Raw genomic sequence first — 11,902 nt, 5'->3', positions numbered from 1 at the left:
AGGAGAACCTGTGATTAGCGAACCGGTGGCGCATACATCAAGCCACCTTTGTTCCACTGCCGGTTCAAACCACGAGGCAAACCGACAGGCGTTTTTTCACCCAGGTTGCGTTCAAAGATCTCGCCATAGTTGCCAACGGCCTTGATGGCTCGGGCCAACCATTCGCGGTCAAGTCCAAGCAACTTGCCCATGTCTTCGCCCTTGCCGAGCAAACGCATCACGACGGGGTCTGTGCTGTCATTCTTGAGCTGATCCACATTGGCTTGTGTGATGCCGTTTTCTTCTGCTTCGATCAAGCCGTACACCACCCATTTGACGATGGTGAAGAACTCGTCGTCGCCACGGCGGACCAGTGGGCCCAGTGGCTCCTTGGAGATCAGCTCAGGCAAGATGACATGGTCCTTGGGATTCTTGGCTTCCTTGGAGCGAATGGAAGCCAGGCCAGAGACGTCCGAAGTGTAGACGTCGCAGCGGCCACCAAAATACGCTGCAGCCGAAGCATCGAGTTTTTCAAACACGACGGGCTTCAGATTGAGCTTGTTGGCACGAGAGAAGTCCGCCAGGTTTTTCTCTGTGGTGTTGCTTCCCTGCAGGCAAACGGTGGCACCCTTGAGCTGCTTGGCGCTGGTGATTTTGCTCTTGGCGGGCACCATGAAGCCTTGGCCGTCGTACAAAACGATGGCTGTCTGGACCAGGCCCAGGGAGGCGTCGCGCGTCAGCGTGAAGGTGGTGCCACGAGACAGCAGGTCGACCTCCCCGGACTGAATGGCCGTAAAGCGCTGCTGCACTGTCAGGGGCACCCACTTTGTTTTTTCAGGATCGCTCAGAATGGCAGCAGCCACTGCGCGGCCGATATCTACATCCAGTCCGGTCCAGCGGCCCTGGCTGTCGGGTGCGGACAAGCCCGGCACGCCGCTGCTCACACCCACAATCAGTTGGTTGCGCGATTTGATGGTGTCCAGGGTCTTGCCGGCAAAAGCGGGCAGAGACGCTGCTGCCAGCAGGCCGGCGACCAGAAGATGTTTACCAATGGATTTAGGTGAAAAGGCCATGGTCACGCGACTCCGAAATGCGGTTGAAGAAAATCTGCTCAGCACCTGAGGTGCTACTGCTCATGCAGTTTCCGCCTTGATGACAGGAGAGCTTTCGATAAATACATGGAATACTGTAACAGCCGCGTATCAACGAATTGATCTCAGCTCATAGCTTGAAGGCATATGGCCGGGCCACGAATGGCCGGGCCCTGCACATGAAGAACCCGGACTAACTAGTGCGGATTGCCCCATTCACGTCTCATTCGACATAGAATTTTAAATTCCACTGAAGATTTGCCATGAAGGCGTCTGTTAGTTGAAGATCCTTCATCCAAGACGCGATACGGTCAGGCATGCTGCGGCTGCTAAAGCGTCACCGCTACGGTCCAGCTATTGGGCCAGTAGGTACGAATCCCACAAGGAAACCCATGATTGATGCCCTCGTCTCTGGCAAGTTATATGGCCAAGCGCAGCAACGCGACGGTGCCAATGGTAAGCCCTTCACCACCGCAAAAATACGTGCCTCTGTAGGCGAAGGCGAGCCCCTCTTCGTCAATGTGATCGCGTTCACACACTCTGTGCAGGAAGCACTCCTGGCTCTGGATGACGGAGAAAGTGTGGCGCTGTCTGGAGAGCTCACGCCAAAAGTGTGGACCGATAAAGACGGCAACGTTCGACCGGCTGTCGATCTGGTGGCTCACGCAGCGTTGACTACGCATCAAGTGGTTCGCAAGCGCCAAGCCTTGGATCGCGATCGGGGGTGATGGGGCAAACCCCCCATTAGTGCGGCCCCTGTTCATAAGCTACACGAAACAAAAAACGAAGCGCCCGGTGACCGGGCGCTTCGTTAAGGTTGGATTGCAAACCGTGCAGGCTCCAGCTTGAGACGGGTGGGCCTCAAGCATGGAGCTGCTTCAAGCCAGCTCTATTCCTCAATCGAGATCTTTGCTTTGGCAGACAGGTTGCGCCAGCGGTTGAGGTCAGTGGTGACAAACTTCTTGAACTCGTCACCGCTCAAAGGCGCTGGGTCAAACCCTTTTTCTTGCAAGCTCTTGATGAACTCAGGGTCATTGATCACCTGGACCATGGCAGCACGCAAAGCTTCGGTAGTGGCGGCTGGCATGCCAGCAGGCCCGGCTATGCCCCACCAGTTTTCTACGCGCAGATTGGGATGTCCGATCTCTGGCGATGACGGAACTTGCGGCAGGACATCGCTACGCCGGCCTCCAAAGACCGCCAGCATCTTGACCTTGCCGTCTTGAACCATGGGCCGGATGGAGCCTGGCGAGACAATGCAGGCATCGATGTGGCCACCTTGCAGGTCGTTCAGCACAGGGGCCATGCCCTTGTAGGGGATGACGTTGAGTTCGATTCCCAGATCCGATTGCAGCATCATGGCGCCCATGTAGTCGAGCGCCCCAATGCCTGCGGAACCGATGCGGATGGTGCCTGGTTTGGCCTTGGCGGCTCTGACGAAGTCGGCAAAATTATTGGCCGGAAAATCCTTGCTCACTGCCAGACCAAAGGGGCTGCTCGCAATACGCACCAGAAAGGTGAAGTCGCGATCGACAGAGTAGCGAACCGACTTGTTGATCGCCGGAAGAATGCCCATGCTGGCGGTGGCGCACAGCAAAAGCGTCTGGCCATCGGCCGGTTTGGACTGGGCGACGTACTGGGTGCCCAACATGGAGCCAGCGCCAGGGCGGTTTTCGACGATGAACGACCGGTTCATCTTTTTGCCAAGGGCATCTGCCATCAGCCTACCGACCAGGTCGTTCGATGCGCCTGCGGCAAATGGCACGACGATGCGGGAAGCTTGCTGGGCGAATGCACGCAGGGGTGCCAGTGACGCAAGCGTCACTGCGGCCGCGCCTTGGATGATGCTGCGACGGTTGGAAAAAATGGATGGCTTCATGTCTCGTTACCCTTGTTTAATTGGTGGAAACTGGTTGGCTCAGGAACTCCAGAACAATCTGGTTGAACTCGTCCGGACGCTCCCAATTGATGGAGTGGCCGGCGTCGCCGATCAGTGCGAACTGCGCGCGTTGCAGGTGCCTGGCCCAGGTTTTCATCAGGGCAGGAGGAGCCAGAAGGTCGCTGCCGCCCATCAACACCAGGGTTTGAGTGGCGATGGTCGAGATCTTGGCGAACGTATTGGGTGTGCGCAGGGCCTGCTCGGGGGCGCCTTCTTGTCGGGAAGAGTGCTCCATGGCGATAAAACGTTGGAAGCCTTCAGGGTTTTCCGAGCGATAGGCCACACCGACTTCCAGATAAGGCCGCACTTCCAGCCGGCCGGTCAAGCCGGGTACTGCGATTCGCGCGTAAAAATCCTGCATCTCGGGTTCGGTGAATTTCCCGTTGCTGCCGGCAATAACCAGTTTCAAAAGGCGAGACGGCTTCCATGCAGCGTAGTCCAGAGCGGCAAAGCCGCCTCCGGCGATACCCAATAGATGGAATTTTTCCAAGCCCAGTGCGTTCACCAGGCCCTCTAAGTCTTCTGCAATGCTGCCCGGCTGAGGGCCGGTTGCGGGGTCTGCCATGCTTTTCCCCCAACCCCGGCGATCAAAGGCAATGACGCGGTAGCCTGCCCCATGAAATGCGACAAACTGCTCGTGCCAGGACGCCACGGTAGAGGTGTTGGCGTGCAGCAAAATCAGCGGCGTGCCTTCTCCGCCACTGTCCATGACCCAAAGGCGGGCTCCTTCCACGGCGACCTCCTTCGCTGGAAAGGTGGAGGCGGGCAGGGGGGATGTGTTTGATTGAGTCATGCGTAAATTCTTTTTTATGAGCTCTTATTCTCGGCAAAGGGGTGCCTTCTGAGGGCGGGACGCAAAAAAGTGAGTCGATCTGCGGCCCGTTCGCCGTGGTGCGCGCGTGCGCAAACCTGAATTAGTCGTGTCTCCGATGTAGTGTCTCCTGGCAGGTGCTGCAAGCCCCCGCGTGTTCAAAGTCTAAGCGTCCGTCGATGTTCGGCCTATCGCGGTTGAGTCAAAGCAGTTATGCAAGACGATTTGCATTTGGAGTATTTCTACAACGCGAGTCTTGTCAGTGTCTGGCCGGCCTTGCAGTTTGAGACAATATCGACACTCATGTCACGCCAAGAAGACGCCCACCGCCCCGTTACGCCAGATCCTCAATGGCTTGAACGCATGTACAACAATCGCATGCGCGTACCCGATCACGGCGATTATTTCACCCGATGGGCAGCTCAATCGGCCCTGGTGCGTCAGCATTTGCCTTGCGAGCGCGACATTGCATACGGTGATGATCCCCGCGAAAAGCTGGACGCGTTTCATGCGCCGAGCAAAGGCGCCCCCCTGGTCGTGTTCATTCATGGTGGGTACTGGAAGGCGCTGGACAAATCCCATCACAGCTTCCTGGCGGCTGCATTCCACGAAGCTGGCGCTGCAGTCGTCATACCCAACTATGCGTTTTGCCCCCGCGTGACGATTCCGCAGATCACGCTTCAAGTGGCTCGTTCAGTGATCTGGGCCTGGAAAAACGCGTCGCGCCTGGGTGCAGATGCCCGCCGCATCACTGTGATTGGGCATTCAGCTGGCGGCCATATGGCGGCGATGATGCTGGCTTGCGCCTGGAATGTGTTTGATAAAGATTTGCCTGCTGGTGCGGTCAAGAACGCTTTGGGGGTGTCCGGCCTGTATGACCTGGAGCCCCTGATGCATACCCCCAGCCTTCAGGAAGTTCTGCGAATCACGCCCGAGCAGGTGCATTCAGCCAGCCCGGCGCGGCTGCCGCGCCCTGTCAAAGGGCGCTTCTACAGCGTGGTGGGTGGGCAAGAAAGCGGTGAATATCTCCGCTTGAATCGACTCATCCAAAAGGCTTGGGGCCCTGAGCGCGTGCCAGTAGTTGCCACCCTGGCGGGGCTGAACCATTTCAGCATTCTGGACGCTTTGGCAAAACCAGGCCATAGGCTGAACGCTATGGCGCGTGAACTGATAAGTTAGCTGCTGAGTACGGTGGCTGCGTTTGCCGCGCCAGATACAGCGGCAGTTTCCTCTGGCGTGAAACTGCCGCGCACGCCTCGCGCTTACATCAGCAGGTGTTCGCCCGCGTTGTCACCGCCCAAAATGACGTAATTCACCTTGCGGATGTCCAGCAGCTTTCTGCCACCCGCGTAGCTGATGGAGCTTTGAACATCTTGCTCCATCTCGGTGAGCGTGTCGCTCAGCTTGCCTTTGATAGGCTCCAGGATGCGCTTGCCCTCGACGTGGCGGTACTCGCCTTTGTTGAAGTCGCTGGCCGAGCCGTAGTACTCCTTGAAAAGTTCGCCATCGACCTCTACGGTACGGCCTGGCGATTCTTCATGGCCTGCGAACATCGAACCAATCATGATCATCGTGGCGCCAAAGCGGATGCTTTTTGCGATATCGCCGTGGCTGCGGATGCCGCCGTCGGCAATGATAGGCTTGGTGGCCACCCGGGCACACCACTTCAGGGCAGATAGCTGCCAGCCGCCGGTCCCAAAGCCTGTTTTGAGCTTGGTGATGCACACTTTGCCGGGGCCCACCCCCACTTTCGTGGCGTCAGCGCCCCAGTTTTCCAGGTCGATGACCGCCTCTGGCGTTGCCACGTTTCCGGCAATGATGAAAGACTCAGGCAGCTTGGCCTTGATGTGCGCAATCATGTCGCGCACGGTGTCCGCATGGCCGTGGGCGATGTCTATGGTGATGTATTCGGGAACCAGGTTCTCTGCTGCCAGTTGGTCTACGGTGGCGTAGTCCGGGCTCTTGACGCCCAACGAGATTGAGGCGAAAAGTCCCTGCTTTTTCATGTCGCGCACAAAGGCGACGTTGTCCAGGTCAAACCGGTGCATGACATAGAAGAAGCCGTTGCTGGCAAGCCAGGTGCACGTCTTCTCATCCACCACCGTCTTCATGTTGGAAGGAACCACGGGCAGTTTGAAGCGGCGGCCGCCGAATTCAACACTGGCGTCGCACTCGCTGCGGCTTTCCACCAGGCATTTGCGTGGCAGCAGCAAGACGTGGTCGTAGTCAAAAATTTCCATGAGATCCAAGCTCCGTTCAAGTTTGAGGGATGGGCGCTTGGTCTGGCTACCGGCATTTGTGGACGGCCACAAAAAACCGGGCCAAGAAATCTTGGGCCCGGTGGCTGATTCTACTGCGTCAAGTCGCTGGCTTGGAATGGGGGCGTCTCGAACCCTTGGTGAGGTGGGGCAATCAACTCCCAAGGCGCTTTCGGCCGTCTAATTTGGGAACTATAGGATTAATGCTGTTACTTACTCTTGTATTGGTGTTTGACGGGCGCTTGAGCTTTCGCGCCAGCCTGTTGAGCGAAAACGCATTGGTTTCTCCAGAACCCCTGAACGATTTTCATAAGGAAGTCAGCATGTTGGGCCGCACCGCGAACAATGAGACAAGGCAACAAAATGCCCCGCAATCAAATTCTGGCCGCAACATGGAGTGCCTGCAGGATTTGCGTAGAACGCAGACGGGGCGCGGAGTAGCGCTTTCCAATGAAGGTGTAGGGGCTTCGCTGGATGATGACAGGAACCACCTGGCTCACGAGATTCACGCCGCTCACGCTCCACTGAGAGGACCTGAACCATCGCAGAAGAACTTTGAAACGGAATTCAGGCGAGACCTGGCGAGTCTTCCGCTGTTGTGCGCAGAGGCTAACGCTGTCGTCCCTTCGCCGCAAAGAAAAGCCGCTCCGGACAGCCGCGTTGAAGACGGGCCACCTTATCCAGCATCCCACCGAGCCATGTTAATGTCAGCTCAAAGGGGCAGGTTGCAGGCAGTGATAGATGCCATCGCGCGCGGAGTTGACATCAACGCCACATCGCACGAAGGTGACACAGCGTTGATGCGCGCGGCGCAAGCAGGACACGCGCCGGTCGTGGATTGGCTCATTGCGGCAGGGGCATCTCTTAACGTACGCAATGCGGCTGGAGAATCTGCGCTGACGCTGGCGACTCGGGCGGGTCAGGTGGACGTGACCAGACGTTTACGTATGGCGGGCGCCGTCATACCGATCATGAAATTCGACCAAGGCTTGAGAGCTTTGCGCAACGCCGTGGTGACCAATGCCCATGCTGAGGCTATCGCCTGGATGATTGCCGGACTGACACCTGGCGAGATGTACCCATGTTTGGTGCAAGAACTTCAACCATCGTTCAATGGTGCCGGAGACGAAAGTCGTTCTGATGCTGCGGCAAGGCGGGCTTTGTTGGTAGCCAGAACACAGAATGCAAACGCTCTGCCGATGGCACTGCGTATTCAATTGAGTCTCGATACCCACATCGTGACAGCGGCTGCAGATGAAAGACTGGGCCTGGTTCAGGCTTTGAGGTCCGAAGGCGCGAACTTGCCCGAGAGATGTGTGGGCGTTGCCAGAGATGCTCTGATGGAGGATGCACATGTGGGTCGTACGGCAGGTGTGCAGGCATGGCTGGCAGCAGGGGTCTCAGTCAACGCAGTCGATGGCGAGCAGCGTACGGCCTTGATGCATGCGAGCATGCCTGGCAACACCGGTTTACTCAACATGCTTATCAATGAAGGCGCAAGGCTGGACCTGCAGGACCAGCATGGCAATACGGCGTTGATCTACGCTGCCAAAGCAGGGAAAAACTCAGCCATAGAGCTGCTGCTTAAAAAGGGCGCATCCATGGGGCTCGCCGACAATCAGGGACTATCACCCATAGATTGGGCTGCTAAAGGCTTTCATCTGAAAGTGCTGAATACGCTTGTGCGAAATGGAGCCCGATTTACTGTAGAGCACATGCGCCATGTCATTTTAGGTCTGGCAAGACGTCGGCCTGTAAGAACGCCTTGATAGCGTCTTTCTGCTCGGATAGCTCTTGGAACTGAGCCGCAATGAACTGATCCAGGCACGTAGGTTGGGGGTAATCAGGGGCGCTTCGGCAGAGGGTTTCGGGCACGCCTCACCTGCTTTTTCTACAATGGGCGCAATGTACCTCGAAAGCCCCGTGTCAGACCACTCATTACCCCTTCTCACGGGCCTCAATCCCGAACAGGAAGCCGCCGTCACGCTCCCAGCCGAACATGCGTTGATTCTGGCTGGCGCCGGCTCTGGAAAAACGCGGGTTCTCACTACGCGCATAGCCTGGCTTCTTCAAACGGGGCAGGTGTCCCCCGGCGGTGTCTTGGCGGTGACGTTTACCAACAAAGCTGCCAAAGAGCTCCTCACCCGGCTGACGGCCATGTTGCCGTTGAATGCGCGCGGTATGTGGATTGGCACCTTCCATGGCCTTTGCAACCGTTTCCTGCGTGCCCACTACAAGCTGGCCAATCTTCCTCAATCCTTTCAGATTCTGGACACGCAAGACCAGCTGTCTGCCATCAAGCGTCTATGCAAGCAGTTCAATATTGATGATGAACGCTTTCCGCCCAAGCAATTGCAATGGTTCATAGCCGGGTGCAAGGAAGATGGGGAGCGGCCCTCAGATGTGGTGGCGCGGGACGAAGAAACCCGTAAGAAGATAGAGATCTATCAGCTGTACGAAGACCAGTGCCAACGCGAGGGTGTGGTGGACTTCGGTGAGTTGATGCTGCGCAGCTATGAATTGCTGCGAGACAACGACGCGGTACGGGAGCATTACCGCCGGCGTTTCAGGCATGTTCTGATTGATGAGTTTCAAGACACCAACCGCCTGCAATACGCTTGGATCAAGATGATTGTCGGCTTGCCCTCTGAAAGCGGCGGTGCGGTTCTGGCTGTGGGCGATGATGACCAGAGCATCTACGCCTTCCGCGGCGCTCGCGTGGGCAATATGGAAGATTTTGTGCGCGAATTTGAGGTGCGGCACCAGATCAAGCTGGAAGAAAACTACCGCAGCTACAGCAATATCCTCGACAGCGCCAACCACCTGATCAGCCACAACAAGAAGCGTTTGGGCAAAAACCTGCGCACTTCACAGGGGGCTGGCGAGCCGGTGAGGGTCTATGAGTCTGCCACCGATTTTGCTGAGGCTGAATGGGTGGTGGAAGAGCTGCGCCAACTGGTGCGGGGCGACGGTTTCTCGCGCAGTGAAATAGCTATTTTGTACAGAAGCAACGCGCAAAGCCGCGTGATCGAAACGCAGCTGTTCAATGCTGGCGTGCCTTACCGTGTGTATGGCGGCTTGCGATTCTTTGAACGGGCCGAGATCAAGCATGCACTGGCTTACCTGCGCCTGCTGGAGAACTCGCGCGACGACACCAGCTTCTTGCGTGTGGTGAACTTCCCTCCTCGCGGCATCGGTGCGCGCTCCATTGAGCAACTTCAGGATGCAGCGCGTGCAGCCGGTAGTTCATTGCATGACGCAGTGACGTCCATATCAGGCAAGGCGGGTGCCAATCTGGCTGGTTTTGTGGCTCAGATCGACGTGCTGCGCGAGCAAACCGCAGGCTCCACCCTGCGCGAGATCATTGAGACTGTGCTCCATTCCAGTGGCCTCGTGGATCATTACCGAGCCGACAAGGAAGGTGCGGATCGCATCGAGAACTTGGAAGAATTGGTCAACGCTGCAGAGAGCTTTGTGACCCAAGAGGGCTTTGGACGCGATGCAGTGGCGCTGCCAGTGGACGAGCACGGCACGCCCCTGACGCAGAGCCCTGTCAGCCAAGGTCTTGATCCAGATGCGCCCGTGCTCAATGACGCCTTCGTGGCGCCGATTGACGCAGAAACGGGAGAAACTCTTTCCCCGCTGGCAGCCTTCTTGACCCACGCAGCTTTGGAGGCTGGAGACAACCAGGCCCAGGCGGGCCAGGAAGCCGTCCAACTGATGAGTGTGCATGCGAGCAAGGGCCTGGAATTTGACGCCGTGTTCATCACGGGGCTGGAGGAGGGGTTGTTCCCTCATGAAAACTCCATGAGCGACTATGAAGGGGTGGAAGAAGAGCGTCGGCTCATGTATGTCGCCATTACACGGGCCCGAAAGCGTCTGTACCTGAGCCATGCCCAAACACGCATGCTGCACGGAAAAACGCGCTATCACGTGCGGAGCCGATTTCTGGAAGAGTTGCCTGAGGGCGCGCTGAAGTGGATCACGCCCAAGCGTTCTGGATTCGGATCGGGTTTTGGGTCTGGATCGGGCGCTGGTTTCAATGCGGGTGCCCGAGGCACCGGCATGGCACAACCGGCTTGGGGCCGCAGCGGGATTGGCGTGGAAACCTTCGCCAGCCCGCCGGTGCCACCGCAGAAAGCAGCGCCTAGCCATGGCATCAGAGCAGGCATCAAGGTGTTCCATACCAAGTTTGGTGAGGGCAAGGTGCAGGCGGTGGAGGGCGTTGGAGACGACGCCCGTGCGCAGGTGAATTTTCCGCGCCATGGGGTCAAATGGCTCGCACTGTCAGTTGCCAAGCTGACGGTGGTGGACTGAGGCACCAGGCTGGCCCGCTTGGACTTTGCGAAACGGGCTGTTTCCCCTGGGACGCCAAGCTCCAGCTTGGCATCTTCGTGGTCCCTGCAAGCGCCGAATTGCCAAGCTGGAGCTTGGCGCTCCCAGGAGAAACCAATCCGGTTCAGGCTGCCAGGTGACGAGCTTGGAGTTCGGCCCGGACTCAGCTTCTCGATGACACGCAGCCCACGCAAAATCTCCCGGACTTCGCGAAGTGGGCTGTTCCCCCCTGGGAGCGCCAAGCTCCATCTTGGCATCTTCGTGGTCTCTGCGAACGCTGAATTGCCAAGCTGGAGCTTGGCGCTCCCAGGAAAAACCAATCTGGTTTAGGCTGCCAGATGACGAACTTGGAGTTCAGTCAGCACTCAGCTCATCGATGAGAATTAGCCTAAAAAATCTCCCGGGTTTCGCGAAGCGGGCTGTTCCCCTGGGAGCGCCAAGCTCCAGCTTGGCATCTTCGTGGTCCCTGCAAGCGCCGAATTGCCAAGCTGGAGCTTGGCGCTCTCAGGAAATACCGATTCAGCGGCTACGTCGGCTATTGGCCAGTGGCGTAACGCTTCAATCGTTCCTCAAGCGTGCCGGTGTGAAGCTCGAACAAATGATTGTCAAAATCATAAAAGTACAAGGAGTTCCCTTCTCCTTGAACACGCGGGCGCGGCGCTTGAATGTCAACGCCTATTGAGCGAAGGCGGGCTTCAAACCCAGAAAGTTCATCTTCAGTAACCTTGAAGGCCAGATGGCGGTAAGTCCGCTCTGCCGGAGGCACTCCTTCCATCGCCGCGAGCCAGACGCCGCCCAAGAGGAAGAATTTTTCCCGCGAGACAGAGTAGTTCTTGGCGCTGCTGTCATAGACCTCCTGAGCGCCAAGCCCTTCGCACAGAAACTTCTTCATCAGTTCAAGGTTGCGGACTATGAAGGTGATGTGGCTTATGCCTTGGATTTGCATGCTTTCCTCTAGACAATTTCGCAGGGTGGGGCCCGCTTAAGTGATCATCGCCTATATCCAACTGCCACCACAGGCTTTTGCCCGGCCTGTTGTGCGACCAGAACGGAAAGCCTCATAATCGCCGGCCATGCAAGAGCTGCGCAAATCCCTGCTGCTGACTCGCCTGGTTTTGGCGTGGTTCTTGTTGACGTTGGGGGTAGCCATTGCTTCGCCCATCGTTCAGCCCCGTGCCATGCAGATGATCTGCGCTGCCAATGGCAGTATTCAGGTCATTGTCCTGGATGACAGCGGACAGGCTGAGGCCAGTCCCCATCACACGCTGGACTGCCCGCTGTGCGTAGCCATTACCACGCCGCCGGTATACCCCGACATCCAGTTCGAGCAGCCCGTGCCACAGGCCATCGCCCTGTACGCACTCGGCTCGCAGCACATCGCGGCGATTTTAGGCGCCCCTTTTCCTCCCAGGGGCCCTCCAACTCTGATGTAAGTCCAGCGTGACCCGTTCTACGGCGGGTCGTGCTCATTCGCCGTCGGGCCGTGCGT

10 protein-coding genes are annotated in these 11,902 nt (G+C 57.6%); 5 read left to right on the top strand and 5 right to left on the bottom strand.

What is annotated here, in order from left to right; translation table 11 throughout:
- Positions 1–14: 14 nt before the first annotated feature.
- On the bottom strand, positions 15–1,052 hold the full coding sequence (locus ABIE13_RS08925) for an amino acid ABC transporter substrate-binding protein (RefSeq protein ID WP_354442781.1): 1,038 nt from the start codon (positions 1,050–1,052) through the stop codon (positions 15–17).
- 410 nt (positions 1,053–1,462) lie between these two features.
- Between ABIE13_RS08925 and ABIE13_RS08920 the strand changes: the two genes are divergently transcribed.
- Positions 1,463–1,798: a single-stranded DNA-binding protein gene (locus tag ABIE13_RS08920; RefSeq protein WP_354442780.1), complete on the top strand. Its 336-nt coding sequence runs from the start codon at positions 1,463–1,465 to the stop codon at positions 1,796–1,798.
- Positions 1,799–1,959: 161 nt separating this feature from the next.
- Here ABIE13_RS08920 and ABIE13_RS08915 read toward each other — a convergent pair whose 3' ends face one another.
- Both ABIE13_RS08915 and ABIE13_RS08910 read right to left on the bottom strand, forming a co-directional pair.
- On the bottom strand, positions 1,960–2,949 hold the full coding sequence (locus ABIE13_RS08915) for a Bug family tripartite tricarboxylate transporter substrate binding protein (RefSeq protein WP_354442779.1): 990 nt from the start codon (positions 2,947–2,949) through the stop codon (positions 1,960–1,962).
- Positions 2,950–2,965: 16 nt separating this feature from the next.
- Positions 2,966–3,802, bottom strand: a complete 837-nt coding sequence (locus tag ABIE13_RS08910) for an alpha/beta fold hydrolase (RefSeq protein WP_354442778.1) — start codon at positions 3,800–3,802, stop codon at positions 2,966–2,968.
- A 321-nt stretch (positions 3,803–4,123) separates the two neighbouring features.
- Here ABIE13_RS08910 and ABIE13_RS08905 point away from each other — a divergent pair, with 321 nt between their 5' ends.
- Positions 4,124–4,999: an alpha/beta hydrolase gene (locus ABIE13_RS08905; RefSeq protein WP_354442777.1), complete on the top strand. Its 876-nt coding sequence runs from the start codon at positions 4,124–4,126 to the stop codon at positions 4,997–4,999.
- Between the two features lie 83 nt (positions 5,000–5,082).
- On the opposite strand, the gene ABIE13_RS08900 is transcribed toward ABIE13_RS08905, so the two are convergent.
- Complete coding sequence (locus ABIE13_RS08900) at positions 5,083–6,060, bottom strand: GMP reductase (protein ID WP_354442776.1); 978 nt, start codon at positions 6,058–6,060, stop codon at positions 5,083–5,085.
- Positions 6,061–6,782: 722 nt separating this feature from the next.
- Between ABIE13_RS08900 and ABIE13_RS08895 the strand changes: the two genes are divergently transcribed.
- Both ABIE13_RS08895 and ABIE13_RS08890 read left to right on the top strand, forming a co-directional pair.
- Complete coding sequence (locus tag ABIE13_RS08895) at positions 6,783–7,847, top strand: ankyrin repeat domain-containing protein (protein ID WP_354442775.1); 1,065 nt, start codon at positions 6,783–6,785, stop codon at positions 7,845–7,847.
- A gap of 136 nt (positions 7,848–7,983) precedes the next feature.
- Entirely contained in the window at positions 7,984–10,395 is a 2,412-nt protein-coding gene (locus ABIE13_RS08890; RefSeq protein ID WP_354442774.1) for a UvrD-helicase domain-containing protein, read from the top strand.
- A gap of 553 nt (positions 10,396–10,948) precedes the next feature.
- On the opposite strand, the gene fosX is transcribed toward ABIE13_RS08890, so the two are convergent.
- Positions 10,949–11,359, bottom strand: a complete 411-nt coding sequence (gene fosX, locus ABIE13_RS08885; RefSeq protein WP_354442773.1) for a FosX/FosE/FosI family fosfomycin resistance hydrolase — start codon at positions 11,357–11,359, stop codon at positions 10,949–10,951.
- A 127-nt stretch (positions 11,360–11,486) separates the two neighbouring features.
- Here fosX and ABIE13_RS08880 point away from each other — a divergent pair, with 127 nt between their 5' ends.
- Positions 11,487–11,846: a DUF2946 family protein gene (locus tag ABIE13_RS08880; protein WP_354442772.1), complete on the top strand. Its 360-nt coding sequence runs from the start codon at positions 11,487–11,489 to the stop codon at positions 11,844–11,846.
- The last annotated feature ends 56 nt before the right edge of the window (positions 11,847–11,902 follow it).

The sequence above is a fragment of the Ottowia thiooxydans genome (assembly GCF_040548795.1).
Classification (GTDB): domain Bacteria; phylum Pseudomonadota; class Gammaproteobacteria; order Burkholderiales; family Burkholderiaceae_C; genus Ottowia; species Ottowia thiooxydans_A.
Note: the sequence above shows the minus strand (reverse complement) of the source record. Positions and strands in the feature narration are given on the sequence as shown.

Coding starts and splice junctions, on each gene's coding strand:
- ABIE13_RS08905 (WP_354442777.1), top strand. CDS start 4,124: ATGTCACGCCAAGAAGACGCCCACCGCCCCGTTACGCCAGATCCTCAA.
- fosX (WP_354442773.1), bottom strand. CDS start 11,359: ATGCAAATCCAAGGCATAAGCCACATCACCTTCATAGTCCGCAACCTT.
- ABIE13_RS08900 (WP_354442776.1), bottom strand. CDS start 6,060: ATGGAAATTTTTGACTACGACCACGTCTTGCTGCTGCCACGCAAATGC.
- ABIE13_RS08910 (WP_354442778.1), bottom strand. CDS start 3,802: ATGACTCAATCAAACACATCCCCCCTGCCCGCCTCCACCTTTCCAGCG.
- ABIE13_RS08880 (WP_354442772.1), top strand. CDS start 11,487: ATGCAAGAGCTGCGCAAATCCCTGCTGCTGACTCGCCTGGTTTTGGCG.
- ABIE13_RS08890 (WP_354442774.1), top strand. CDS start 7,984: ATGTACCTCGAAAGCCCCGTGTCAGACCACTCATTACCCCTTCTCACG.
- ABIE13_RS08920 (WP_354442780.1), top strand. CDS start 1,463: ATGATTGATGCCCTCGTCTCTGGCAAGTTATATGGCCAAGCGCAGCAA.
- ABIE13_RS08895 (WP_354442775.1), top strand. CDS start 6,783: ATGTCAGCTCAAAGGGGCAGGTTGCAGGCAGTGATAGATGCCATCGCG.
- ABIE13_RS08915 (WP_354442779.1), bottom strand. CDS start 2,949: ATGAAGCCATCCATTTTTTCCAACCGTCGCAGCATCATCCAAGGCGCG.
- ABIE13_RS08925 (WP_354442781.1), bottom strand. CDS start 1,052: ATGGCCTTTTCACCTAAATCCATTGGTAAACATCTTCTGGTCGCCGGC.